The organism is Curtobacterium flaccumfaciens pv. betae (genome assembly GCF_026241855.1).
GTDB classification, from domain to species: Bacteria; Actinomycetota; Actinomycetes; order Actinomycetales; family Microbacteriaceae; genus Curtobacterium; species Curtobacterium flaccumfaciens.
The window spans coordinates 2,688,831-2,712,826 of sequence record NZ_JAPJDC010000001.1; the positions used below are offsets into that span (position 1 = coordinate 2,688,831).

21 protein-coding genes and 3 pseudogenes are annotated in these 23,996 nt (G+C 73.1%); 6 read left to right on the top strand and 18 right to left on the bottom strand.

The window, feature by feature from the left end:
- Positions 1-99: 99 nt before the first annotated feature.
- Positions 100-906: pseudogene (locus tag ORG17_RS12635) on the bottom strand (family 1 encapsulin nanocompartment shell protein).
- Positions 903-1,958 (bottom strand): annotated as a pseudogene (locus tag ORG17_RS12640) (Dyp-type peroxidase). Before ORG17_RS12640 ends, ORG17_RS12635 begins: the two co-directional pseudogenes overlap by 4 nt.
- A gap of 261 nt (positions 1,959-2,219) precedes the next feature.
- Here ORG17_RS12640 and ORG17_RS12645 point away from each other — a divergent pair.
- Positions 2,220-4,187: a LuxR family transcriptional regulator gene (locus ORG17_RS12645; protein ID WP_214527917.1), complete on the top strand. Its 1,968-nt coding sequence runs from the start codon at positions 2,220-2,222 to the stop codon at positions 4,185-4,187.
- Between the two features lie 179 nt (positions 4,188-4,366).
- Complete coding sequence (locus ORG17_RS12650) at positions 4,367-7,225, top strand: AAA family ATPase (RefSeq protein ID WP_214527918.1); 2,859 nt, start codon at positions 4,367-4,369, stop codon at positions 7,223-7,225.
- 12 nt (positions 7,226-7,237) lie between these two features.
- On the opposite strand, the gene ORG17_RS12655 is transcribed toward ORG17_RS12650, so the two are convergent.
- Positions 7,238-7,906 (bottom strand): acetolactate decarboxylase, encoded by a 669-nt coding sequence (locus ORG17_RS12655; RefSeq protein ID WP_214527919.1) that lies wholly within the window; start codon positions 7,904-7,906, stop codon positions 7,238-7,240.
- Between the two features lie 105 nt (positions 7,907-8,011).
- Between ORG17_RS12655 and ORG17_RS12660 the strand changes: the two genes are divergently transcribed.
- Positions 8,012-8,371, top strand: coding sequence for a UBP-type zinc finger domain-containing protein (locus tag ORG17_RS12660; protein WP_071247601.1), 360 nt, complete (start codon positions 8,012-8,014; stop codon positions 8,369-8,371).
- 56 nt (positions 8,372-8,427) lie between these two features.
- Here the strand turns inward: ORG17_RS12660 and ORG17_RS12665 are convergent, their stop codons facing one another.
- From ORG17_RS12665 to ORG17_RS12690, 6 genes are all read right to left on the bottom strand, one after another.
- Positions 8,428-9,117: a hypothetical protein gene (locus ORG17_RS12665; RefSeq protein ID WP_214527920.1), complete on the bottom strand. Its 690-nt coding sequence runs from the start codon at positions 9,115-9,117 to the stop codon at positions 8,428-8,430.
- A gap of 15 nt (positions 9,118-9,132) precedes the next feature.
- Positions 9,133-10,392, bottom strand: a complete 1,260-nt coding sequence (locus ORG17_RS12670) for an NAD(P)/FAD-dependent oxidoreductase (protein WP_214527921.1) — start codon at positions 10,390-10,392, stop codon at positions 9,133-9,135.
- Between the two features lie 219 nt (positions 10,393-10,611).
- Entirely contained in the window at positions 10,612-10,920 is a 309-nt protein-coding gene (locus ORG17_RS12675) for a hypothetical protein (RefSeq protein ID WP_214524834.1), read from the bottom strand.
- Complete coding sequence (locus ORG17_RS12680) at positions 10,917-11,567, bottom strand: Asp23/Gls24 family envelope stress response protein (protein ID WP_214527922.1); 651 nt, start codon at positions 11,565-11,567, stop codon at positions 10,917-10,919. Before ORG17_RS12680 ends, ORG17_RS12675 begins: the two co-directional genes overlap by 4 nt.
- A complete protein-coding gene (locus tag ORG17_RS12685; protein WP_214527923.1) occupies positions 11,564-12,118 on the bottom strand; it encodes an RNA polymerase sigma factor in 555 nt (184 codons plus the stop codon). The genes ORG17_RS12680 and ORG17_RS12685 overlap by 4 nt, the downstream gene beginning before the upstream one ends.
- Before the next feature lie 206 nt (positions 12,119-12,324).
- Entirely contained in the window at positions 12,325-13,161 is an 837-nt protein-coding gene (locus ORG17_RS12690; protein ID WP_214527924.1) for an alpha/beta fold hydrolase, read from the bottom strand.
- A 189-nt stretch (positions 13,162-13,350) separates the two neighbouring features.
- On the opposite strand from ORG17_RS12690, the gene ORG17_RS12695 reads away from it, so the two are divergent.
- Entirely contained in the window at positions 13,351-13,980 is a 630-nt protein-coding gene (locus ORG17_RS12695; protein ID WP_027466266.1) for an MOSC domain-containing protein, read from the top strand.
- Positions 13,981-14,013: 33 nt separating this feature from the next.
- Here ORG17_RS12695 and ORG17_RS12700 read toward each other — a convergent pair whose 3' ends face one another.
- The gene (locus ORG17_RS12700; RefSeq protein ID WP_214527925.1) at positions 14,014-14,397 is read right to left on the bottom strand and encodes an MmcQ/YjbR family DNA-binding protein; all 384 of its coding nucleotides are present in this window, start codon (positions 14,395-14,397) and stop codon (positions 14,014-14,016) included.
- 141 nt (positions 14,398-14,538) lie between these two features.
- Here ORG17_RS12700 and ORG17_RS12705 point away from each other — a divergent pair, with 141 nt between their 5' ends.
- The gene (locus ORG17_RS12705) at positions 14,539-14,838 is read left to right on the top strand and encodes an excalibur calcium-binding domain-containing protein (protein ID WP_196783335.1); all 300 of its coding nucleotides are present in this window, start codon (positions 14,539-14,541) and stop codon (positions 14,836-14,838) included.
- A 151-nt stretch (positions 14,839-14,989) separates the two neighbouring features.
- Here the strand turns inward: ORG17_RS12705 and epsC are convergent, their stop codons facing one another.
- From epsC to ORG17_RS12720, 3 genes are all read right to left on the bottom strand, one after another.
- On the bottom strand, positions 14,990-15,550 hold the full coding sequence (gene epsC / locus ORG17_RS12710; RefSeq protein WP_027466263.1) for a serine O-acetyltransferase EpsC: 561 nt from the start codon (positions 15,548-15,550) through the stop codon (positions 14,990-14,992).
- A gap of 20 nt (positions 15,551-15,570) precedes the next feature.
- Positions 15,571-16,509 (bottom strand): cysteine synthase A, encoded by a 939-nt coding sequence (gene cysK / locus ORG17_RS12715; protein WP_214527926.1) that lies wholly within the window; start codon positions 16,507-16,509, stop codon positions 15,571-15,573.
- A gap of 182 nt (positions 16,510-16,691) precedes the next feature.
- Positions 16,692-17,729 carry a dipeptidase gene (locus tag ORG17_RS12720; RefSeq protein WP_027466261.1) on the bottom strand — a complete coding sequence of 346 codons (1,038 nt, stop codon included), beginning with the start codon at positions 17,727-17,729 and terminating at the stop codon, positions 16,692-16,694.
- 144 nt (positions 17,730-17,873) lie between these two features.
- Here ORG17_RS12720 and ORG17_RS12725 point away from each other — a divergent pair, with 144 nt between their 5' ends.
- Positions 17,874-18,383, top strand: coding sequence for an SRPBCC family protein (locus ORG17_RS12725; RefSeq protein WP_111056259.1), 510 nt, complete (start codon positions 17,874-17,876; stop codon positions 18,381-18,383).
- Here ORG17_RS12725 and ORG17_RS12730 read toward each other — a convergent pair.
- The 5 genes and pseudogenes from ORG17_RS12730 to ORG17_RS12750 all read right to left on the bottom strand — a co-directional run bounded on the left by ORG17_RS12730 (position 18,350) and on the right by ORG17_RS12750 (position 23,869).
- Positions 18,350-19,183: a MurR/RpiR family transcriptional regulator gene (locus ORG17_RS12730; RefSeq protein ID WP_071405077.1), complete on the bottom strand. Its 834-nt coding sequence runs from the start codon at positions 19,181-19,183 to the stop codon at positions 18,350-18,352. The genes ORG17_RS12725 and ORG17_RS12730 overlap by 34 nt on opposite strands.
- Positions 19,180-20,439, bottom strand: coding sequence for an allantoate amidohydrolase (locus ORG17_RS12735; RefSeq protein ID WP_214527927.1), 1,260 nt, complete (start codon positions 20,437-20,439; stop codon positions 19,180-19,182). The genes ORG17_RS12730 and ORG17_RS12735 overlap by 4 nt, the downstream gene beginning before the upstream one ends.
- Positions 20,436-21,689, bottom strand: a complete 1,254-nt coding sequence (locus tag ORG17_RS18505; RefSeq protein WP_214527933.1) for a pyridoxal-phosphate-dependent aminotransferase family protein — start codon at positions 21,687-21,689, stop codon at positions 20,436-20,438. Before ORG17_RS18505 ends, ORG17_RS12735 begins: the two co-directional genes overlap by 4 nt.
- Positions 21,690-21,797: 108 nt before the next feature.
- A pseudogene (gene allB / locus ORG17_RS18510) lies at positions 21,798-23,108 on the bottom strand (allantoinase AllB); the annotation flags it as partial.
- Positions 23,105-23,869 carry an aspartate/glutamate racemase family protein gene (locus ORG17_RS12750; protein WP_214527928.1) on the bottom strand — a complete coding sequence of 255 codons (765 nt, stop codon included), beginning with the start codon at positions 23,867-23,869 and terminating at the stop codon, positions 23,105-23,107. The pseudogene allB and the gene ORG17_RS12750, both read right to left, overlap by 4 nt.
- Positions 23,870-23,996 lie beyond the last annotated feature (127 nt).

Sequence of the window (23,996 nt, forward strand, 5' to 3'; positions counted from 1 at the left end):
GTGGCGGATCCGCCACGGGCCTCACGTTGCGTTGTCTGGTCGCGGTCAGCCCACCCGTGCGACGCGCACGTCGGCGCGAGTCGGCGTCAGTGCGGCTCGTCAGAGTGACCGGCGGAGGACAACGGACGCCTCGGGGGTGTTCACCTGGAACGCGAAGGTCTCCTCGACGTACATCGTGACGTCGACGGCGTCGTGGCCCAGGTAGCCGAGGGCCAGGTCCTCGCCGACGGTGAACACGAAGTCCCCGCCGCGCTGACTGATCAGCAGCGACTCGTCGATGCCCGGCGCCCGCTCGACCTGACCGCCGGTGATGCCTTCGAGCTGCTCACGCAGGGGCGTGCCGGCGTCGTCGGTCTCGACGATGTCCGCCCAGTCACGGGGGCTGCACGCCAGGGCGTACGGCCCGGCGACCCCGACGTCACGGAGCGCGGCGACCGCAGCGGTGACCGCGGCCCGGAACGACCCCGGTGAGCCGTCGTGCGACTGTGCGGGCTGGGTCGACGCCTGCCCGGCCCCGGTGATGCCACCCTCCGGCCACCCCCGGAGCGTCGCCCGGTTCTCGTGGGCCGCGAGCCGCAGCACGGCCGCGTCGAGGTCACCCAGGTCGACGTCGGTGGCGCCGCGGGACGAGTCCACGAGTTCCTCGAGCGCGACGGTGAAGGTCGCGCGGACCTCGCAGAGCGGCAGGACCCTGCGGCGCCGTGCGGTGATGCCGTCGGCGACCCCGCCGGTCACGGCGTCGGTGCGGCCGAGGTCGACCGAGGACCACTGTCAGCCGCGCGGTCCGTCGAAGTCGACGATGCGCCGCGCGGCGAGCGCCGGGACCAGCCGGTCACGGGCTTCGGCGTCGAGCACCGCCCAGGTGTCGGCACCGAACGGCGCGAGTTCGCGGAGGAGGTGGTTCATGGCGTGTGCCCTTCCGTGCTGCGGAGTGAACCGATGCCGAGACCGGGACCGGTGGCGTCGGGAGCCGTCACCACGGACGGCGACGGTGGTGCCGCGAGAGCGGCGAGGTCCACCAGGCGATCGCGAGCGGGTGCGAAGAACGTCGCTCCGGTGATCGCGCGCGAGAAGTCGAGCAGCCGGTCGTACGTCCCGGGTGGATCGCCGACGAACATCCGTTCCAGCATCCGTTCGAGCACCCAGAGCTCACCGCTGTAGCCGATGAAGTAGGTGCCGTACTCCCCGCTGCCGGGGCGACCGAAGGGCATGTTGTCGCGGAGGACGTCGTGCTCGACCCCGTCGCCGTCGACGATGGTCGCGAGCGACTTGTGCGACGGCCGGACCTCGGTGGCGCTGTCACGCTCCACGTTGTCCGACTTCGACCGGCCGATGATCCGCTCCTGCGCGTCCGTCCCGAGGGCGTTCCACGCCGCCAGGTCGTGCAGGTACTTCTACACGACGACGTAGCTGCCACCGGCCCAGTCCGGGTCGTCCGCACCGACGAGTGCGGAGGCTGCCAGGTCCTGCGCGACCGGGTTCGCCGTGCCGTCCACGAAGCCGAGCAGGTCGCGGGTGTCGAAGTACCGGAAGCCGCTGACCTCGTCGACCACGGTGACGTGGTCCCCGAGCGCGGCGAGCAGCAGGCGTTCGAACTCGAAGCAGACGTCGGTGCGTTCACCCCGGATGTGGAAGAGCAGGTCTCCCCCGGTGGACGGCGCCGAGTGAACCGGCCCGGTCAGGGCGGGGAAGGGCTGCAGCGCGTCCGGACGGGCGTGCGGCGAGAACCGGTCCCACGCATCCGCCCCGATGCCGACGACGCAGGACAGGTGCGCGTCGAGGGCACGGAACCCGACCGTCTTCAACAGGCCGTCGAGGTCGCTGATGACGCCGCGGACCGCGGCCAGGTCGTCGTCGTCCGGGCCGACGTCGAGGGTCAGGAACACCGCCGAACGGGACAGCGGCGCGTCGACGCTCTGCGCGTCGATGGGCACGCGGCTGCCCGGTGTGCCGACCATCAGGCTGCGACGTGGACGGAGGCCATGGTGTCCGCCTTTCCTCCGCAGCCGTCCTGACGGTGCGGTTCGGTGCCGTGGGGTGTCTCCCGTCGAGCATCGCCACCCGACCCCTCGTCACGCCTGAGTCGGATGACCCGCTCCGACAGGGGGGATGCCGGGGTGACCAGGGGGTGATGTGGCGACCGCGTCGTCGTCGGTAGCGTCCGGAGCAGCCGCCACGGGCCTCCCGGGCGGCGGACGACCGACGATCCAGGAGCGACGATGACGATCAGCATCTCGGACGCACGACCGGCGCACGGCGCCGCGCCCGACGACGTCGGCGGGCGAACGGCCGGCTCGCCGCCCGGGGTCGCTGACCCCTTCGTGGTGGTCACCGGACCGGACGCGTCCGCCCGGGCGCGGGCGCTCGCGGACGTCGCCGACGCTGCCCGGGCGGACGGCCACACGGTCGTCCGGTGGCGCGCGGTGGGCGGTGACCCCGTCATCGAGGCCGCGTCGCTGGCCCCGTGGCTCGCGCTCGTCCGGGCACACGACGCGGGGGCACCGCGGCCGGACCCGAGCATCGTCCTCGTCGAGGACTTCGACGCGCTCGACGAGGACGCCAGGTCCGTGCTGCACGACCTGCTCGCCGCGCTGGCGCAGGACCTCGGGACGGTCGTGGTGGTCGCCGTGGGCGAGGGCCGGGCCGGATCGGGCACCCGGCTGCCGTCGGCCGACGTCCCCGTCGCCGTCACGGCCGCCTTCACCGGTGACTTCGGACTCGTCGACGCCGAGGCCGAACGGGCCGTGCGCCGTGGCACCCGACCCGATCCGTCGCTGGTGGCGGCGGTCGAGTTCGTCCGGGCGGTCCGGTCCGGTGACGTGCACGCCGGCAGGCGGAGCGTCCTGGCCGCGCTCGGGGAGCCCGACCGGGCGGGCGCCGACGACGTCCTGGTCGCGACGCTGCACGTGCTCTGCTACCTCGGCGGGCACGACTCCTGGTGGGACGAGGCGCTGGCGCTGACCGCGGACCGCGACCTCGACCCGGTGCTGCGGCTCGTCGAGGACTGTGTGGACGGCTCCGGCCGGACCGAGCACGAGCGTGCCGCGCTGTACCGCGAAGTGCTGGGATCCGCTGCCGACACGCAACCGTGGAAGGCCGTGGCACTGCACATCGCGTGGACGCTGCTCGACTCGACGGATCCGCGCCGGGACCACGTGGAGGCAGCGCTCCGGGGGGCGGGCGACGCCGGGCTCCTCGACTACTTCAGCTCGTGCCGTGCCGCCGTGACGCACTACCAGGCGGGGCGGCTCGACGCGGCGGGCGCGGCGTTCGACCACGTGCACCGAGCAGCGGAGCGCTGGCAGGCGGGGACCTTCGTCGCGCTGACGGAGGCGCTGCAGGCCCTGGTCCTGTCGGTGCAGGGCGAGCCGGAGCGGGCGGCGTGGAAGGCCGACCGCGCAGCACGGTGGGCGGCGCAGCACGGCACGCCGCTGGTCGCCCGGGCAGCGGAGCACGCCCGCTCGGCACTCGACGTCGCGACGGGCCGGTTCGAGGAGGCCCACAGCCGCTCGGCGATGCGACCGGGCGGGGCGGGGCGGTGGCTCGAGAGCAGCTACGGACCGATCGAGCTGCTCGATGCGGTGGAGTCGGCTGCGCGGCTCCGCCTGGCCGACCACGGGGCCGCGCTGGTGGCCCGGGCAGAACGGGCGTTCACCGACCAGCCGACCCCGCGCCGCTCCCTGGTGCTGCTCGCCTGCCGAGCGGTCGTCGACGAGACGCCTGGTGCCCGCGCCCTCTTCGAGGACGCGCTGGCCAGCGTCGACGGCGACGTCTCGCCGTTCGAGGTGGCCCGCGTCCGTCTGGCGTACGGCGAGTGGTTGCGTCGTGGGATGCACGCCCTGGAGGCCCGGGGCCAGTTCCGGCTGGCGGCGCGCGCCTTCGAGGTGCTCGGTGCCGGCGACTGGCAGGGCCGCGCAGAACGCGAGCTGCGCGCAGCCGGTGCCGCCCGTCCGCTGCCGACGGCGCTGGAGGCGGTCGACCTGAGCGAACAGGAACGCCGTGTGGCGTCCCTCGCCGCGGCCGGACTGACCAACAAGCAGATCGCCGGGCAGCTGTACCTCTCCCCGCGCACCGTGAGCGGGCACCTGTACCGGCTGTTCCCGAAGCTCGGCGTGACGACACGGGCCGGACTCCGGGATGCACTCCTGCGACTGGGAGGCGACGCGACGGGCGACGCACGGACGTGACCCTGTCAGGGACACCCTCGCCGGCCGCCCGCCCCGTGGACCCCGGATGCTCCCGCCACCACCCGCGACACCCCGGGCGGACGGCCCGGGAGCGTCACCGGAACCCGCCGCCGGGGTAACGGCAGGGCCCGTCGCCCGCGCACGGTCCGTTCGTAGACTCCAGCCACCGACGAGGACTGGTGGCCGCCGTGTTGACGGACGAGGAGTTGCTCCCCCGCGGAGACGAGTTCTCCGCGCCGGTGTCCGCCGTGCCCAGCAACCGGCTGCCGATCCGCGGCCGGAGCGTCGAACGGGGCGTCGCGGCCGATGCCCTGGCCGGTCTGTCACGGGGCGCGGGAGACGTGCTCGTCGTCCGCGGCGCTGCGGGCGTCGGCAAGTCGCGTCTGCTCGAGGACGTGGTCGACCAGGCGACCGCGGCCGGCCTCCGAGTGGCCGTCGGTCGCACGGACCGCGACGCACGCCTGATCCCGCTCGCACCGATCATGGACGCGCTCGGCGCCGGGCCCCGGCCGATCTCCGACCGCGTCCGGCTCAGCGCGGTGACGCTCGACCCGGAGGCACGCTACTGGCTCCTCCAGCAGCTCCAGGACGACCTGGAGCGGGCCGCGGCGTCGGACGGCGTCGTGGTCGTCGTCGACGACCTGCAGTGGTGCGACACGACGTCCCTGGCGGTGCTCCGATCGCTGTCGCGCCGACTCGCCGACGTCCCCGTGCTCTGGGTCGTCGCGGTCCGGACCGAGCACCAGGACCCGACGGTGACGGCGACCGTCGACGAGCTCGCCGCGACGGGACGGATCGTCGACCTCGACCCGCTGGACGAGGAGGCCACCGCCGCGATGATCGCCGACCTGGTCGGCGCGACGCCGGACGGCTCGGTCCTGCGTGTTGCCCGACGGACGGAGCACATCCCGATCCTCGTCGCCGAACTCGTGCGCGGGCTCGTCGACGAAGGCCTGCTGGCGATCGCGGACGGCGTCGCCACGATGCCGGGCGCCGCGCTGCCCGCGAGGTTCGGTGCGTCGATCCGCGAGGGCCTCCGACGCCTGTCGAAGCCCACGCAGCAGCTCGTGCAGGTCGGAGCGACCCTGGGACGCTCGTTCTCGGTGCGGTCGTTGTCGGCGATGCTCGACCAGCCGTCGCAGCGGCTGCTCCCCGGGCTGCAGGAAGCGATCGAGGCGGGGGTGCTCGTCGACGACGGCACGGACCTGTCGTTCCGTCACGACGTCCTCCGCGAGGCGGCGGAATCGATGATCCCCGCGGCCGTCCGCGACGACCTGCTCAGGCAAGCGGTGGACGAACTCCTGCGGCAGGGTGTCCCACCGGTCTCGATCGCCGCGCGCATCGCCACGGTGGCGCAGCGCGGGGACGTCCGCGCCGCCGAGGTCCTGCGCACCGTGGCGATCGACCTCGCGAGCACGGACGCCGCCGAGGCCGGGGCGCTCGCCCTGCGCGCCGCCGACCTCGCGCACGGCACCCCGGCGTTGCCCGGCATCGTCGTCGACGTCCTGCCGCTGCTCTGGCACAGCGGCCGGACGGCCGAGGCCCGCGCGCTGCTCCACGACCTGCAGGGCCGCCTCGCTCCGGAGGACGACGCACGCCTGCACCTGACCCTGGCGCGGCTGCAGACCGAGGGCTCCACGCCGGAAGCACTGCGGACGGTCGAGTCCGCACTGGCCCTGCCCGGCGTGAGCGCCGGCGTGCGGTCGCGTCTGCTCGCCGTGCGCGCGCTGAACCTCGCCCAGGCGGGACGGCACGCGGACCTCGCCGCCGCACTGCGGGAGGCCCGGGCGACGGTCGACGGCGACGCGGACCCGGTCGCCGTCGCCACCTTCGAGGCCAGTGCCTCCGTGCTCGCCTTCAACGAGGGCCGGTTCGCGGACGCGACGCAGGCGATCACGTCGGCGATGAGCCGGGTCGCAGCCACCGGGGGGTCGTCGAGCAGCTGGTTGCCCGAGGGGCTCTGGGTGGCGTTCCTCGCGGGGGCGCTCGGCGACACCGACCGTGCCGGACGCATCGCCGAGGCGAACGCCATCGAGACCCGGCGCAACCACCTGGCCCGCCCGACCGCCGCCTGGATGATGCTGCGCACGAGGGTGCTCTTCGACCAGGGCCGGCTGGAGGACGCCAAGACGTCGGCCGAGTCGGTCCTCGACCTGGCCGAGGACCTGGAACTCGGTCGGTTCGCGGCGCTCACTGCCGGGACCGTCCTCTTCCGCACGGCGCTGCTGCAGGGGGACCGCAGGGGGGCCGGCCGAACGCGGCACTTCGCCGAGGCCCTGCTCGCCGATCCCCCATCGGCGCGCTCGGGATCGTGGCTGCTGGCGCTCGAAGCGGACGCCCACGGCGAGGTCCGAGCCGCCGTCGACCGCAGCGAGTTGGCGTGGCGGAGCCTGGAGGAACCGATCGCGTCGATGTCGAGCCCGGCCGACTTCGCCGACGACGTCCACCTCGCGCGCATCGCGATCCGAGGGGGTCAGCTGGACCGACTCGAGCGGATCGAACGGGTGGCGCGGCTCAGGGCCACGGCGAACCCGGACAACGACCTGTGCGGCGGGACCTGGCTGCACGTGCACGGACTCGTCCACGACTCCGTCGAGAGCCTCGGCGCAGCGGTGGAGCGGCTGCGCCGGGTCGACCGCCGGCTCGTGCTCGCCGCAGCGCTCGAGGACCTCGGGTGCGCCCTCCGGCGGCGCTCCGTGCCCGCGGCCGTCGAGGTGTGGCGGGAGGCGACGGAGCTGCTCGACGGTGCCGGTGCCCTGCGCGAGGCCGAACGGTCGCGGGGGCACCTGCGCAGCGTCGGTGTCACCGTCCGAGCGATCCCCGCCGACCCGGGCATCTCGGGCATCTCGGGCCTCACCGCCCGCGAGGCGCAGGTCGTCGAACGGGTCGCAGCCGGCCTGACGACGCAGCAGATCGCGTCCGACCTGTTCATCTCGACCCACACGGTGACGAGCCACGTCCGGCACGTCTACGCGAAGTGGGGCGTCGCCTCTCGCCGGGAGCTCGCGGCACGGTTCCGGCAGCACCGATCCGGCTGACCACCGCTCGGGTCACACCGGTCCGCCGTCGAGCCCAGCGCCGAGCGCACGGACCGCCAGGTGCGGCGCGGTGGAGAACCCGAGCTCGATCCGTCCGGAGAACCCCGCGAACCCGGCGAGCACTCCGGCGCGGGTGCGGGTGGCGTCGAGGAACGCGAGGTGCAGGTCGGCACCGGTCCCGCCCGGGCCCGGCGTCCGGAAGCCGACGAGGCGACCCGCGACCGCGCGGTGCACCGTCGTCCCGGTCGCGCCGTCCTCGGTCCGGACCTCGTCGAAGACGCCGTCGACCGAGACGGCCACCGCGAAGTCGCGCGGCGGCAGGACCGTGGTGATCCGGGCCTCCAGGTCGGCCACGGAAGCGACGGACGCGACCGTCACCGCGAGGTCGGGCGAGAACGTCGAGACCACGGCGAACGCGACCGCGTCGGCCGCGTCCGCGACCGCCGCGGTGCCGTCCGGCAGCATCCGGAAGCACCGGCGCTCGCACACGACCAGGCCGCGGGGTCCGGCGTCGCCGCCGGCGAGCGCACCGAGTCCGAGGGTGCCGTGCCGACCGAGGGCCGCGACGGTGACCGGGACGTGGACGGCCGGTCGCCCGCGTCGAGGATCGTCGACGGCCCGGTGCGCCCATGCGGCGAGGGTCGCCAGGGACGTGGTCCCGTCATCCGTCGTCTCCCGCACCGTGCTCCTCGTCCGTCCTCGGTTCGACCGTAGGAACTCCGACCGCGCGGTACCAGCGCCGTTTGACTCAAGCGCCCGGGTGGGTGCGCGGCGCACGGTTGGACCATGAGTGCACGCGCGAACATGGTCTCCCCGTCCGTCCCCCCGTCCGGCGCGGGGTGCGTGGAGTGCGACGCGACGGGCTCGTGGTGGGTGCACCTGCGTCGGTGCGCCGCCTGCGGACACGTCGGCTGCTGCGACGACTCCCTGAACCGTCACGCCACCGCGCACTTCGCGGTCACCGGGCACGAGGTCATGCAGTCGTTCGAGCCGGGCGAGGGGTGGTTCTGGGACTTCGTCACGCAGGACTTCGTGGACGGACCCCGCCTCGCCGACCCGCAGGCGCACCCGACGACCCAGTCGGTCCCGGGTCCGGCCGACCGACTCCCCCGCGACTGGTCGGAGCAGCTGGCCGAGCGACGCTGACGCCGGTCGCGGCCGGTCGCGGCCGGTCGCGGCCGGTCGCGGCCGTCCGCGACCGGTCAGGGCAGCCGGCGGTCGCTGTCGAGCGCTTCCGATCGGGCGATCACCTCGTGCATCGTGGTGTGCGAGCGGACCTGGTACGACAGGTGTGCGACGGCCAGCACCACCGCCGATCCGACGCCCCACACGATCGAACCCGGGTCGTCGACGCCGAGCTGGTCGACCAGGATGGCGACCCCTGCGCCGGCGACGATCGAGTTCACCACCGCGATCGCGGACGACATCGTGAACAGCAGCCGGTACCACGACGGGGCCCGGCCGATGTCGAGCAGCTCGTTCGCCGCGTGCCGCCCGCGGGGCATCGGGAAGTACGTGTCGGCCTCGGGCAGCAGCCGGCCGTAGTAGCGACGGATGCGTTGCATCGCGGCGAGTGCCGCGACGTCCTCGAGCGAGGTCTCGACGAGGCGTTCGTAGGTGAAGGCACCGAGCAGGACGATCACCGGGATGATCGCGCCGAGGAACCCGAGCGCGAAGGGCGTGTGCGCGAGGAACCCGAAGGCGACGAGCGAGCTGGAGAGCGTGGTGAGGTACAGCGAGGAGCGGCTGCTCGACTCGCTGACCGTGATGCTCCGCGCGCTCTCGAGGACGAAGTGCTCGGTCATCAGGGCGTTGAAGAAGGCGGTCGGTCGGTCCAGGGAGGTGATCGACTCGGCGGCGGTCGGCAGTGTCGTGTCGGGTTCGTCGGGCATCACAGGGCTCCTCGGTCAGTCGCTCGTCGCCAGGTGGCGGTGGACGAAGGTCACGGCCATGGCGCCCTCGCCGACCGCTGCGGCGACGCGTTTGACGGACCCGGCGCGGACGTCCCCGGCGGCGAAGGACCCGGGCACGTTCGTCTCGAGCCAGAAGGGACGCCGCTCGAGCGGCCAGTGCTCGAGCGAGCCGTCGACGGCGTCGAGGTCCGGGCCGGTGACCAGGTACCCGAGCCGGTCACGGACCATCGGCGTCTGTTCGGCCCAGCTCGTGTCCGGTCGTCCGCCGATGCAGATGAACAACCGCGTGGCCGGCAGCGACACCGTGGCGCCGTCGCCGTCGGTGACCTCGATCGACTCGAGTCGGCTGTCCCCGTGCAGCGCCGAGACCCGGGAGCCCGTCCGGACCGTCACGTTCGGTGCGGCCGCGATCCTGGCGCTCAGGTACTCCGACATCGTGGCCGACAGCGACGCGCCCCGCACGAGCATCGTGACGTGCGCCGCGGAGCGGGACAGGTTCATCGCCGCCTGGCCCGCCGAGTTCGCCCCGCCGACCACGAAGACCTGCTCGCCGGCGCAGCCGTCCGCCTCGCTCGTCCCGGCACCGTAGTAGACACCGCAGCCGAGCAGCTCCTGCTCGCGCTGCAGCCCGAGCCGACGCCACTCGACACCGGTCGCGCAGATGTTCGCACGGGCGACGACGTGGCCGCCGTCGGCGAGGTCGGCGTGGATGCGGCCGTCGTGGAAGACACCGCGCACACCCTCGCGCATCACCAGGAGTTCGGCGCCGAACCGGACGGCCTGTTCCCGGGCGCGCTCGGCGAGGTCCGCTCCGGCGATCCCCTCGGGGAACCCCAGGTAGTTCTCGATGAGGCTGCTCGACCCGGCCTGCCCGCCCACGGCGTCCCGCTCGAGCAGGACGACGTCGAGCCCTTCGGAGGCGGCGTACACGGCCGCGGACAGCCCGGCGGGACCGGCGCCGTAGATCGACAGGTCGTACTCCTGGCGCCGCGGTGCGTGGATCCACCCGAGCCGGTCGGCGACCTCGCGCAGCGTGGGTGCAACGAGTTCCACGCCGTCGGGGAACACGACGAGCGGGAGCCGCGACGGATCGACCCGGTCGGCGCCCCCGACCCCGTCGACGTCGACCGGGAACCAGTCGAACTGCACCACGGAGCGTGACAGGAAGTCCCGCAGGGCGTAGGAGTCCGCGTCGAACGGCCGTCCGTACACGCGGACGCGACGTGACGGGAGCACGGCGGCGTCGGTCTCCATGGCTCCTCCGGTCAGTGCGACGACGATCGGTGCGGAACTGCTGCCGCTCCCTCACGAGCACGCTACGGACTGCCGGCGCTCCGCACGTGGTCCTGCGAGGGTCTCCTTCGGCGCCGCGGGCGGCGTCGGGTCGCGTGTGCCGGGGTCAGCTGCGCCCACGGCGGACGGGAGGCCCGTAGCGGCGTCGCCACGGGCCTCCCGTCCGATCTGTGGTCGCGGTCAGCCCACCCGCGCGACGCGCACGTCGACGCGACTGAGCGCCAGGCCCTGCGCCGCCGCGGTCGCCAGGGCGACGTCGTGGACGGCGCGTGCGACCTCGGGAGCCGGGCGGAAGCCGTCGGTGCCGATGACGACACGCAGGGCGCCGTCGTCGATGACGACCCGGAGCGGTCCGGTGCTCGTGGCGATGCTGCGGACCGCCTGCACGGCGCTCGCGACCGTCGGGCGGGAGCGGTACAGGTCGGTGACGCCGGAGACCTCGAGGACGGCGGCCTCGATCGCGGCGAGGGTCTCGTCGGTGGTGCTCATCGGGCCTCCTCGGGGTCGGTACCGGGCTCGGGGTCCGGCAGCAGGTCGCGGACGACGACGTCGACCGCCTCGACGAGCAGGTCGGTCTGCTCGGCCAGGGCGCCGGCCACGGCGGTGCGGACCAGGTCAGCGGTGGCGGGGATCGACGGACCGGACGCGATCGCGATCTCGACGACCACCCGGATCGGGGACGCGAGTTCGGTGACGTCGCCGTCGAGGTGGCAGCGGGCCACCAGGACGCCGGGGACCTCGTCACCGGTGCGGCGGATGAGGGAACGGATGGCCCCCTCGGTCATCACGGGGCGCTCGGTCTCGGACAGGGGGCGGAGCGGGACGTCGCGACCGGAGCGGGACTCGATCGAGATGTTCGCCAGGACGCCGCTGATCCAGGACTCGTCGGCCGGGGCCTCGTCGCGGGCGGCCGCCTCGAGCGAGCGGAGCGACGCGTGGCGGACGCGGATGATCGCGGCCAGGGCGTTCTGGCAGGCGGGCGAGTCGTCGATGCTCGGGTCCGCCGGCTGCATGCCGGCGTCGAGGTAGTCGGCGAGTTCGTCGATCGAGTGGCCGTCCAGGTCACCGGGTTCGAGGGCGTCGAGTGCTTCGGGGCTGTCGGGCAGGTCCGGCCGGATGCCGTCGTGGTCGGTCATCGCCATCCCTCCATGAGTCGGATCATGTTCTTCCTCGCTCGGGACAGCAGTCCCCGGACCGTCGAGGGTGGCAGGTCGAGTTCGGCGGCGATCTCGTCGTACCGGTACTCGAGCACCTCCTTCATGATCCAGCACCGTCGTTGGGCTTCGGGCAGTTCGGCCAGCGCACGTTCGACCGCGTCCTCGCGCGAGCGCGCCTCGGCGACCCGGTCGGGTGCGTCGTCGGCCGGCGCGGCGACCTCGAGCTCGGTGACGTCGTCGTGGACGCGCCGCGCGCGGATCCGGTCGAGGCACTTCCGGCTCAGGATGCGCATCAACCACGCCTTCACGCGCGCGAGGTCCTCGAGGGAGTCGAGGCGGTCCCACGCGGTGATGAAGGTCTCCTGCACGACGTCGTCGAGTTCGTCGGTGGAACCGAGGGTCCGACGGGCGTAGGCGCGGAGCAGCGGGGTGTGGCGACGGATCAGGACCTCGAAGGCCCGGACGTCGCCGTCGGACGACCGGCCAGCGAGGACCGCGTCGTCGAGCTCGGCGAGGGACTGGTGGTGCACGCGTTCCTTCTACTGGTGGTGGATGGTGAACGGCTGGGTGCGTCCGTCCACCGTCGTCGGACGGGTACTGGTGGGACGCATCCCGCACCGCGTTCGTCACACACCGAAGGGGCGCACACCGGACGGTTCCGGTGTGCGCCCCTTGCGTCCTGCGTGTCGGCTCGTCCCCCTGCTGGTCGGCTCGTCCTCCTGCCGGTCGGCTCGTCCTACTGCTGGATGAAGGCGAGCAGGTCGGGGTTGATGACGTCCGCGTGGGTCGTCAGCATCCCGTGCGGGAACCCCTCGTAGATCTTGAGCGTGGCGTTGCTGAGCAGCTCGGCCTGCTTGAGCGAGGCCGCCTTGTACGGCACGACCTGGTCGTCATCGCCCTGCGTGACCAGGACCGGGACGGAGATCGCCTTGAGGTCCTCGGTCTGGTCCGTCTCGGAGAACGCCTTGATGCCCTCGTAGTGGGCCAGGGCGCTGCCCGTCATCCCCTGCCGCCACCAGTTCGCGACCACCGGGGCCGAGACCTCCACGCCCGGACGGTTGAACCCGTAGAACGGCCCCTCGGCGACGGCCTGGTAGAACTCGGCGCGGTTCGCGGCGAGTGCGCTCCGGAACCCGTCGAGCACCGAGATCGGCGTGCCCTCCGGGTTGGAGTCGCTCTGCAGCATGATCGGCGGCACCGACGACACCAGGACGGCCTTGGCGACCCGGCCCTGGGGCTCGCCGTACTGCGCGACGTACCGCGCGACCTGGCCACCACCGGTGGAGTGCCCGATGTGGACCGCGTTCCGCAGGTCGAGGTGCTGCACGAGCGCATCCGTGTCGCTCGCGTAGTGGTCCATGTCGTGACCGGTGCCGATCTGCGACGAACGCCCGTGCCCACGGCGGTCGTGCGCGATCACCCGGTACCCCTTGCCCAGGAAGAACAGCATCTGCGCGTCCCAGTCGTCCGACGACAGGGGCCATCCGTGGTGGAAGACGATCGGCTGCGCATCGCGCGGCCCCCAGTCCTTGTAGAAGATCTCTGCACCATCGCTCGTGGTGACGAACGCCATCGTGAACCTCCGTGAGTTCCTGCTCCACATGTGACGCGGACTGGCCGCTGCCTCCCGATCGGCGGGAGACCGAAGCCCCTTCACCGTAGGACCGGTGCTCGCTCGACCGCTTGGGTCATTCATCCCGATCCGCCGGGCCGTGCGCGGCCCTGCTTGGTGCGGCGGCGTGTGTGCGCCAGAGTTGGCTCCATGTCGCTCGTCACCGCCGTCTGCCGCGTCGACCGCCTGCTGCCGGACTCCGGCATCATCGGCGTCACCGCCATCGACAAGCGCCCGGTCACCGGGAGCGTCCGGGTCCGGCCGCTCGGCCTGCGCGCCGACGTGCAGGCGAACCGCAAGTACCACGGCGGTGTGGACCAGGCCGTGTACGCCTACGCCGACGAGGACGCCGCGTACTTCGCGGACCTGCTCGAGCGCGAGGTCCCGCCCGGCCTGTTCGGCGAGAACCTCCGCACCAGCGGGATCGACGTGACCGGGGCCGTGACCGGGGAACGCTGGCGGATCGGCGACACCCTCGTGCTCGAGGTGACGGTCCCCCGCACACCCTGCGGCACCTTCGCCCGGCGCATGGGGGTCGACAAGTGGGTGAAGCGGTTCGCCGACGAGGGGCGGCCGGGGGCGTACTTCCGCGTGGTCAAGTCCGGTTCGGTCGCCGCGGGTGACCCCATCGAGGTGACGTACCGGCCGGAACACGGGGTGACCATCGGCGAGATCTTCGGCGACCTGGCACCCGATCGTGCGCGGGCCGTGCTCGAGTCGGGCGAGCGCCTGGCTCCGAAGGTCGTCCAGGACCTGTCGAAGGTCGCCGCGCGAGTCTGATCCCGACGAGCCCGTCGAGCCCGTCGATCCCGATCAGGCCGGTAGCGCGCCGCGCGAGGGGTCGATCGGACGCTTCGCCACGGGCAGCCCGGCGACCACCAGGTCGTAGGCGTTCGCCACGAGGTCCTCGACCAGGGTCTCGTCGATGCCGTCGCCCGGTGTCAGCGTGATCCAGTGCCGCTTGTTCATGTGCCACCCCGGCGTGATCTCGTCGTGGTCGCGCACCAGCGCCGCCCCGTGCGGCGGCGCGCACTTGAGGTTCACGATCGGGGTCCCACGCACCTCGGTCACCATCACGAACATCTTGCCGACGACCTTGTAGACCACCGAGCCCTCGCCGAACGGCTGGGTCTCGAGTGCCGCCGGCAGCCCCAGGGCCGTGCGGCTCGCGATCTCGTGCAGCTGCTCGCCGTCCATCTGACCAGGATGCCGCAGGCCGCCGACAGGGCACCCCGTTCGGGGGCGGGTCGTGAGCCTCGATCACGTCGTAGGATCACCACGCCGCGTACCCGACGCGGCGGTCGCTCGCGCGATCACCACCAGTTCCAGGGGGAACCCGTGCGCATCATCCGTACCCTCGGCATCGCCGCCGCCACCGCCGTCCTCGCGACCACCGTCGTCGTCGGCGGGACCTCGACCGCGCAGGCGGCACCGAAGTCCTACGCCAACTGCACCGCGGTGCAGAAGGTGTACTCCGGTGGCATCGCCAAGAAGTCCGTCACGAGCAACAAGGTCGTCTCGGGCGGTAAGACCACCACCCGCGCACTCAAGGGCACGGTGAAGAAGGACGACGCCCTGTACAAGGCGAACGCCAAGCTCGACCGCGACAAGGACGGCATCGCCTGCGAGAAGAGCTGACGCTCACTCGCGCTCGGTGACACCGGCAAGACACCGGTGTTCGCGTGCTGAACAACCGCACACCGCGGTGCGATGCGCGAACACCGGTGTCTTGCGTGCCCGGCGTGCGCCCGGGCCGTGGCGCGACGCGGCCGGCGTGTGCCCGGCGCGGTCAGAGCGTCGGGACGCCCTCGTGCCCGGACCGGGGACGCGGAGTCCCGGCGACACCGGTGACGACGGACCCCGCCGGGACGTCCTTCGTCACCACGGTGTTGGCGCCGACGACGGAGTCCGGACCGATCGTGATCGCCCCGATCAGCGACGACCCGGCGCCGAGCACCACGCGGTCCCCCACCACCGGGTGCCGACGGGCCCCCGGGCCGTGGTCGCCCCCGCGTCCGCCCAGGGTGACACCGTGGAACACGAGCACGTCGTCGCCGATGACCGCGGTCTCGCCGATGACGACACCCATGCCGTGGTCGATGAAGAACCGGCGGCCGATGCGCGCGCCGGGGTGGATCTCGATGCCGGTGACCGACCGTGCGACCTGCCCGAGCAGCCGGGCCGCGAATCGGGACCCGGGCAACCCCTGTGCGTTCCAGAGACGGTGGGTCACCCGGTACGTCCAGATGGCGTGCAACCCGGAGTAGACGATCGCGTTCTCCAGGTCGCCCCGGGCTGCGGGGTCACCGCGGCGTGCTGCGGACAGGTCCTCCCGGATGGTCCGCAGCACGCCTCGTCGAAGAGGACGACTCACGCAGTGAGCCCCTCGAAGAGCACCGTCGACAGGTAGCGCTCTCCGGTGTCGCACACGATGGCGACGATCCGCTTGCCGGCGTTCTCGGGGCGTGCGGCGATCTCGAGCGCCGCGTGGATGATCGCGCCGGACGAGATGCCCGACAGGATGCCCTCCTGCGTCGCCAGGGCGCGGGCCACCCGGAGCGCGTCGTCGAGCTCGACGTCGAACACCTCGTCGATGACGCTCTGGTCGAGGACCTCGGGCACGAAGTTCGCGCCGATGCCCTGGATCTTGTGCGGACCGGCCTTGCCCTCGGTGAGCAGGGGCGAGTCCTTCGGCTCCACGGCGACGATCTGCACGCCGGGCACGCGCTCCTTGAGCACCTGCCCGACACCGGTGATCGTGCCGCCGGTGCCGACACCGGCGACGAACACGTCGACGTGCTCCTCGGTGTCACGGAGGATCTCCTCCGCCGTGGTCTTCCGGTGGATCTCGGCGTTCGCAGCCGTCTCGAACTGGTGGGCGAGGATCGCGCCGGGGGTCTCCGCGACGATCGACTCGGCCTTGGCGACCGCACCCTTCATGCCCTCGGGCCCGGGGGTCAGGACGATCTCGGCCCCGTACGCACGGATCAACGCACGGCGCTCGACGCTCATGGTCTCGGGCATCGTGATGACGACCCGGTACCCGCGAGCAGCGCCGACGAGCGCGAGGGCGATGCCGGTGTTGCCGGACGAGCCCTCGACGATGGTGCCGCCGGCCTGCAGCGCACCGGAGGCCTCGGCCGCGTCGATGATCGCGACGCCCAGGCGGTCCTTGACGCTGGCGCCCGGGTTGTAGAACTCGAGCTTCGCGAGCACCTCGGCCCCGCCCGCCTTCGGCAGCCGGTTCAGCTTGACGAGCGGGGTGTTGCCGAACGCCTGGGAGATGTTCTCGTAGATGGTGCCGCTCATCCGGTCCGTCCTTCGCAGCTCAGGTCGCGCATCGCTCTTCCTGGAGGCGCGGTGTGCGCCCGATCCTAGCGACCGGACCCCAGGCGGTCCTGTCCGTGACGACGCGTGCGCGCCCGGCAATCGGTCCACACACTGTGGACCAACTGACACTCCCTCGGGCCATGCCGCCGCGCCCCACCGCGTCAGCGCACGAACGCCGTCCGGGCGAACCGCTCGTCGGTCGCCTCCAGCACCCGCAGCACGTTGCCGCCGGCCAGCGCACGCAGGTCCGACTCGCCCCAGCCGCGCCGGACGAGCTCCGCCGCGAGCACCGGGTACCGCGACACGTCCCGCAGGTCCGGCGGCAGCACCGGGGTGCCGTCGTAGTCACCGCCGAGGCCCAGGTGCGCCACACCGGCGACGTCACGCGCGTGCTCGACGTGGTCGGCGACGTCCGACACCGTGACCAGGGGTGGCTCGCCGGACATGCCCGACTCCTCCCAGTCCGCCCACGCCCGCGACACGAACTTCGGCACGAACGTGATCATCACCACGCCGCCGTTGTCGGCCAACCGGGCGAGCACGTCGTCGGGCACGTTCCGCGGGTGGTCGTCGATCGCGACGGTCGACGAGTGGCTGAACACGACGGGCCGGGTCGCCACGTCGAGGGTGTCCCGCATGGTGGCCGGTGCGGTGTGGGACAGGTCGACGAGCATGCCGATCCGCTCCATCTCGGCGACGATCTGCCGCCCGCGGTCGGTCAGGCCGCCGTGCGCACGCTCCCCGGTCGCGGAGTCGGCCCAGGGGGTGTCGTCGTTGTGGGTGAGCGTCATGTAGCGGACGCCGAGCCGCGCGAGGGTCCGCAGGACCGCGAGGTCGTCGCCGATCGAGTGCCCGCCCTCGGCGCCGAGCAGCGACGCGATCCGGCCGGAGTCGACGGCGGCACGGACCTCGGCGGCGGTGCGGGCGAGCGCGAGGTCGTCGGGGTAGCGCTCGATGATCCGGTGTGCGAGGTCGACCTGCTGCAGTGTCGTCGTCACGGGGTCCGGGTCGTCTGCGGGCACGAACACCGACCAGAACTGCCCGACGACGCCGCCGGCACGGAGCTTCGGGATGTCGGTGTGCAGCGAGTCGGTCTCGGTGTCGATGCCCTCGACACCGGAGTCGTGGCTGTCACGACGCTCCCACGGCAGGTCGTTGTGGCCGTCGATGACCGGGAACGGGAGCGCGTCGAACGTCATCCCCCGACGCTACCGCCCGCGCCGTCGTGGCTAGGCTCGAACCGTGCAGCCCGTCACCCTCCGCACCGATCGACTGGTGCTCTCGGCCCCCGAGCTCGGCGACGCCGACAGCGATCGGTCCGCCCCGACGGTCTGGCCGGCGTCGTGACCGTCTCGTTCCGGGTCGTGACCGACCTGCCGGTTCCGCCGGAGCGCGCCTTCGCGCTGTCGCTCGACATCGGCGCGCACGAGCGGTCGATGGCCGCGACCGACGAACGCGCCGTCGCCGGCACGACGGCCGGCACGATCGGCCTGGGCGAGACCGTCACCTGGCGTGCGCGGCACTTCGGGATCGTCTGGCGGATGACGAGCGGGATCACCGACCTGGAGGCACCGCACCGGTTCGTCGACGAACAGGTGCGTGGGCCGTTCGCCCGGTTCCACCACGAACACCGCTTCGAGCCGTCGGCCGGCGGCACACGCATGGTCGACACCATCACGTTCCGCGCGCCGCTCGGCCCGCTGGGCCGCCTGGCCGAGGTGCTCGCGCTGGCCCGGTACATGCCGCGGCTCATCGCCGACCGCAACGCCTCGCTCGCCGCCGAACTGCGTGCCGAGCTGCGCGCCGGATCCGACGGCGATCAGGGCGCAGCGAGCTCCCCCAGCGTGTCGTAGGCGGCGGCGACGGCGTCGACCCGCACCCGGCCACCGGGGCCTGAGGCGTCGTAGACGTCGTTCGTGATCGCGGCGACGACGGCGAACAGCGCGGCCATCGAGTCGAACGCCGACGGCGAGTCGACCGGGCAGAGGATCGCGGTGGCCGCGGGGGCGGCGATGACCGCGGCCGTCGGGTCGCCGAGGACGATGACGTCGGCCCCGGAGTCGACGCAGTGCCGGACGATCCGCTCGACCCCTGCGGTGTGCCGACGCACGGTCACCAGGACCACGAGGTCGTGCCGGTCGAGGTCGGCGACCTCTTCCCCGAGCCGCTGACCGGGTGACGGACCGACCCGGACGTCGGACCGCACCTGCGCCAGCTGGGACCGCAGTTGCAGCGCGATCGGATAGGCGCCGCGCTCACCGAGGACGAGCACGCGGCGGGCACGGACGATCCGACGGGCCAGCCGCGGGCGGTCCGCTCGGCCAAGCGACGCGAAGGCCGCGTCGAGGTTGCGCGCCTCGACCGCGCGCTGGTCGACGTGGGCGGCGTCCTCGGCGACCCACGGCAGGCCCGAGCCCCGTGCGGACATCAGGTTCTGCCGGACCTCGGCGGCGTCCTGGAACCCCAGCGACCGGACGAGTCGCGAGACGGTGGCCTTCGAGGTGCCCGACTCGGCCGCGAGTTCGGCGGAGGTGCCGACGAGCAGGAGTTCGGGGTCGTGGCGGACCATGGCGGCGACGCGTCGTTCGGCGGGCGAGAGCTGTTCCCAGACGGAGTCGATCCGGGCGCGGACGTCGGGGCCGGCGGTGCTCATGCGCGGGCCACCCGGTCGACGGCGACGGCCAGGGCGTCGAGGCCGAGGGCGATGTCCGGCGTCGACACGAACTCGTCCGGATGGTGGCTGATGCCGTCGGGGTTCCGGAGGAACAGCATCGCCACGTCGGTCACGAGCCCGAGCGACATCGCGTCGTGGCCGGCTCGTGAGAACAGCTCCATGGGCGCGGTCTCGCCCGTCGACGCGATCCCGGCGCGGACGGCGTCCATCAGCCGGGGCGAGCAGAACACCGCGGGCGCACGGTGCACCTCGGTCGGGGTGACGCTCACCCCGCGCCGTTCACCGATGAGCGTGAAGGCCTTGGTGAGTTCGTCCCAGACCTCGTCGCGCTCGTCGTCGAACTCGCCGCGCAGGTCGACCGAGAACCGTGCGAGCCCGGGGACGACGTTGACGGCTCCGGGTTCGACGGTCATCGTGCCGACGGTGCCGACCTGGTGCGAGGCCCGGCAGATGCGTTCCACCGCGAGCGCGGCCTCGGCGGCGGCCAGCAGGGCGTCGTGCCGGCGCTCGTAGGGGGTGCCACCGGCGTGCCGGGCCTCTCCAACGGCCTCGACCGAGAACCGGCGGGCACTCGCGATGCTCGTGACGACCCCGAGGGCCTGCCCGGCCTGTTCGAGGTGCGGCCCCTGCTCGATGTGCGCTTCGAGGTAGCCGACCACCGACGCCGGGTCGACCGCGGCGTCGCCGACGCGCTCCGGGTCGAGGCCGAAGTCGGTGAAGGCCCGCCGGAGCGTGACGCCGTCACCGTCGGCCAGCTCCCACCAGGCGTCGTCCCAGACGCCGGCCACCGCGGACGAACCGAGCAGGGCCTTGCCGAAGCGCGTGCCCTCTTCGTCGGAGAACGCGATGACCTCGAGCGCGACGGGCAGCGGACCGTCGGCGGTGAGCCGGGCGGCGGTGCGGATGGCCATGAGCACCCCGACGACGCCGTCGTACCGGCCGGCGTCCACCACGGTGTCCAGGTGCGAGCCGAGCAGCAGCACGGGCGCGTCGGGCGTCGCGCCCGCGGCCCGGCCGTGCAGGTTGCCGGCGGCATCCTGCCAGGTGGACAGTCCGGCGTCCTGCATCCAGCCCGCAACGAGGGCGTTCGCCCGGGCGTGCTCTGGTGACAGGTAGACGCGGGTGATGCGGCCCGGTTCGGCGCTGAGGGAGGCGAGCTCGTCGCACCAGCGGGCGACGAGTTCGGCGTCGGCGGCGCCCACGGCGGTGGCGTTCAGGACGGGCACGGCGCTCACGCGAGCACCTCGGCCCCGGCGGGAGCGACCGCGGCGGTGTCGTCGCGGAAGACGTCGAGTGCGGCATCGACACCGCCGCCGTGCGGGACCGCGCGCCCGGCCCGGCGCAGGGTGTGCTCGAGCGCGGCCAGGGTCGTGACCACGGTGTCCTTCCGGGCGTTGTAGCCCATCGTGCCGATGCGCCAGACCCGTCCGTGCAGCGGCCCGAACGAGGTGCCGATCTCGATCCCGTGGTCGTCGAGCATCGCGCCGCGCACCTGGTCGCCGACGACGTCGGAGGGGATCTCGACGGCGACGACGTTGTGCATCTTGTGGGCGACGTCACCGAAGACCCGGAGTCCGAGGGCCTGCACCCCGGCGAGCATCGCGCGCCCGGCGGTCTCGTGGCGGGCGACGACGGCGTCGCGGCCTTCCTCGAGCAGGATGCGGGCGCACTCGTGGGCCGCATAGAGCATCGAAGCGGCCTCGGTGTGGTGGTTCAGGCGGCGGGGGCCCCAGTAGTCGAGGATCATCGCGAGGTCGAGGTAGTTCGAGCGGATCGGTTCGTCGGCGACGTCGTCACCGGGCTCGCGGATGCCGGCCTCTACGCTCCGCCGCTCGTCGAGCACGGCCACGGCCCCCGGCGACAGCGTGACGGGTGCGCTGCCGGACGGGCCGCCGAGGCACTTCTGCAGCCCGGCACTCACGGCGTCGATCCCCCAGGCGTCGACCTCGAGCGGGTTGCCGCCGACCGTCGCGGTGGCGTCGGTGTAGAGCAGGACGCCGTACCGCTCGCAGATCGCACCGAGTTCGTCGAGCGGCTGGTTCATCGTGGTCGAGGTGTCGCCCTGCACGACCGCCAGCACCTTCGGACGGACGCGGGCGATCGCCGACTCGATGGCGGACGGCGTGAAGACCTGGCCCCAGTCGGTCTCGATGGTGTGGACCTCGGCACCCGCACGGCCGGCGATCTCGGCGAGCAGGTGCCCGAACCGGCCGAACACCGGCACGAGCACGCGGTCACCCGGGGCGAGCAGCGAGACGAGCACCGCTTCGATCCCCGCACGCGAGGTGCCGTCCACGAGCAGCGTCGCGTCGTTGCGGGTGCCGAACACGCGGCGGTAGAGCGCCTGCGTCTCGTTCATCGTCGAGGTCATCCACGGGTCGTACTGGCCGACGAGCGGCGTCGACAGCGCACGGAGCACGCGCGGGTCGGCGTCGATCGGACCGGGCCCCATGAGGATACGGGCGGGTGGGTTCACTGGGAGCATGCTGGTTCCTTCCGTTCCTGATCTGACGATACCGGAACGATCGTTACAGGGGTGTTTCCGCCGCGAGCACGGCCGTCCGGCCAGCTGCCCCTCGACGCCGACCACACCGCCGTCCGCCGTGGCGATGCGACGGCCACGGAGCCAGGTCTCGGTGACGCTGCCGCGCACGCGGAGCCCGTCGAACGCGGACACCGGGTTGCGGTGCTCGAGCCCGGCGACGTCGATGACGGACTCGGCGGACGGGTCGAACACGGCGAAGTGCGCCAGGGCACCGGGAGCGATCACCCCGCGGTCGCGCAGCCCGACCAGGGCGGCCGGACCGGTCGTGAACAGCGGCAGCAGCGCCTCGAGCGGGATCCCGCGACGCTGGGCCTCGGTCCACACCGCCCGGAACCCGACCTGCAGGCCGGCGACCCCGCCCCAGGCCAGACCCCAGTCGTCGGTCTTCAGGTCGGCGGTGGAGGGCGAGTGGTCCGACACGACGAGGTCGATCGTGCCGTCGAGCACGCCCGCCCACAGCGCGTCGCGGTTGGCGTCGTCGCGGATCGGTGGGCAGCACTTGTAGGCGGTCGCGCCGTCCGGGATCGTGCCCGCCTCGAACGACAGGTAGTGCGGACAGGTCTCGACCGTGATCCGGACGCCGTCGTCCTTCGCGGCACGGAGCATCGGCAGCGCACCCGCGTCGGACAGGTGCAGCACGTGCACCCGCGCACCGGTCGCCCGCGCGCCGTCGATGACCTGCGCGATCGCGGACCGTTCGGCGGCGACGGGCCGGGTGGCCAGGAAGTCGGCGTACCGGCCACCGAGCGCGCGGTGCGGCACGAGGTGCTCCGGGTCTTCGGCGTGCACGATCAGCAGGGCGTCGATCCGGGCGACCTCGGCGATCGCGGCTCGGAGCTGCCCGGGGTCGAGGTGCGGGAACTCGTCGACACCGCTCGGTGCCGTGAAGCACTTGAACCCGAAGACGCCGGCGTCGTGCAGGGCGTCGAGCGACCCGAGACTCGCGGGGACCGCGCCGCCCCAGAACCCGACGTCGACCGCCACCCGGCCCTCGGCACTCGCACGCTTGACGGCGAGCGCCTCGACCGTGGTCGTCGCGGGGATCGAGTTGAGCGGCATGTCCACGATCGTGGTGACGCCGCCCATCGCAGCGGCCCGGGTCGCGGACGCGAAGCCCTCCCACTCGGTGCGGCCGGGCTCGTTGACGTGCACGTGGGTGTCGACGAGTCCGGGGAGCAGCACCTGCCCGTCCGGCACGGTGTGGTCCTGCACGGCGTCGACGACCGCGTCGACGGGCAGGACGCCGGTGATGCGGCCGTCGTGGACGATGACCGCGGCCGGGCGGAAGGCGCCGTCGACCCAGGCTCGCCGCGCGCGGACGACCAGGTCTGCCGTGTCGCCCGCCGGGAGGCCCGTCATGCGCCCGCCCCGGCCGTCGCGATCGCAGCCGGGTGGCGTTCGAAGCCCGCGAGCAGCCCCGACATCGCCTTCACCGGCGGCAGGGCGTACTCGCCGCGCTTGCCCGTGGACAACCCGAGCCGGACGAGCGACTCCGCCAGGACCGTGGCCGCCGCGACGCCGTCGACGACCGGTGCCCCGATGGCCAGCGAGACCTCGGCGCAGAAGTCGGCCATGCCCGCGCACCCGAGCACGACGGCGTCGGCTCCCCCGTCGATGACCGCTCGGCACTCCTCGATCACGAGCGCACGGGCACCGGACTCGGGGTCGTCGAGCTCGAGCACCGGGACCTCGCACGCCCGGATCTCCGTGACGAGCGGGGCGAAGCCGTAGCGCTGGGCGAGCTCGTGGGCGCGGCCGGTCGTCCTCGTCAGGGTGGTGACGACGCCGAACCGACGGCCGAGCATCGCGGCGGCGTGGAACCCGGCCTCGGCGATCCCGATCACCGGCACCGTCGCGAGCTCCCGCGCGGCGTCGAGCCCCGGGTCGCCGAAGCAGGCGACGACGAACGCGTCCACCCCGTCCTGCTCGCCGCGGCCGATCTGCTCGAGCAGCCCGGGCACGGCCAGGGCTTCTTCGTAGTGGCTCTCGATCGAGGCCGGCCCCATCGAGGGTTCGACCGCTTCGACCAGCGTGCCGGGAGCGGCGACGGCCTGGGCCGCGACGCCAATCGCCCGCGTCATCGACGCGGTGGTGTTGGGGTTGACGACGCGGATGCGCATCGGGGTCCTTCCGGTGGAGCGAGTGGAGCCGTGGAACGGGTGACGCGGGTGGTGACCATCGTGGCGGGGGCGGGGCGGGCCTCCCGGCCGTGTCTCGGATCTGTGGACGACCGAGCGCCGCGACCCG

Excerpts from the sequence above, each read along its gene's own strand:
- ORG17_RS12645 (WP_214527917.1), top strand. The coding sequence starts at position 2,220 with ATGACGATCAGCATCTCGGACGCACGACCGGCGCACGGCGCCGCGCCC.
- ORG17_RS12660 (WP_071247601.1), top strand. The coding sequence starts at position 8,012 with ATGAGTGCACGCGCGAACATGGTCTCCCCGTCCGTCCCCCCGTCCGGC.
- ORG17_RS12665 (WP_214527920.1), bottom strand. The coding sequence starts at position 9,117 with ATGCCCGACGAACCCGACACGACACTGCCGACCGCCGCCGAGTCGATC.
- ORG17_RS12670 (WP_214527921.1), bottom strand. The coding sequence starts at position 10,392 with ATGGAGACCGACGCCGCCGTGCTCCCGTCACGTCGCGTCCGCGTGTAC.
- ORG17_RS12675 (WP_214524834.1), bottom strand. The coding sequence starts at position 10,920 with ATGAGCACCACCGACGAGACCCTCGCCGCGATCGAGGCCGCCGTCCTC.
- ORG17_RS12680 (WP_214527922.1), bottom strand. The coding sequence starts at position 11,567 with ATGACCGACCACGACGGCATCCGGCCGGACCTGCCCGACAGCCCCGAA.
- ORG17_RS12690 (WP_214527924.1), bottom strand. The coding sequence starts at position 13,161 with ATGGCGTTCGTCACCACGAGCGATGGTGCAGAGATCTTCTACAAGGAC.
- ORG17_RS12695 (WP_027466266.1), top strand. The coding sequence starts at position 13,351 with ATGTCGCTCGTCACCGCCGTCTGCCGCGTCGACCGCCTGCTGCCGGAC.
- ORG17_RS12700 (WP_214527925.1), bottom strand. The coding sequence starts at position 14,397 with ATGGACGGCGAGCAGCTGCACGAGATCGCGAGCCGCACGGCCCTGGGG.
- cysK (WP_214527926.1), bottom strand. The coding sequence starts at position 16,509 with ATGAGCGGCACCATCTACGAGAACATCTCCCAGGCGTTCGGCAACACC.
- ORG17_RS12720 (WP_027466261.1), bottom strand. The coding sequence starts at position 17,729 with ATGACGTTCGACGCGCTCCCGTTCCCGGTCATCGACGGCCACAACGAC.
- ORG17_RS12730 (WP_071405077.1), bottom strand. The coding sequence starts at position 19,183 with ATGAGCACCGCCGGCCCCGACGTCCGCGCCCGGATCGACTCCGTCTGG.
- ORG17_RS18505 (WP_214527933.1), bottom strand. The coding sequence starts at position 21,689 with ATGCTCCCAGTGAACCCACCCGCCCGTATCCTCATGGGGCCCGGTCCG.
- ORG17_RS12750 (WP_214527928.1), bottom strand. The coding sequence starts at position 23,869 with ATGCGCATCCGCGTCGTCAACCCCAACACCACCGCGTCGATGACGCGG.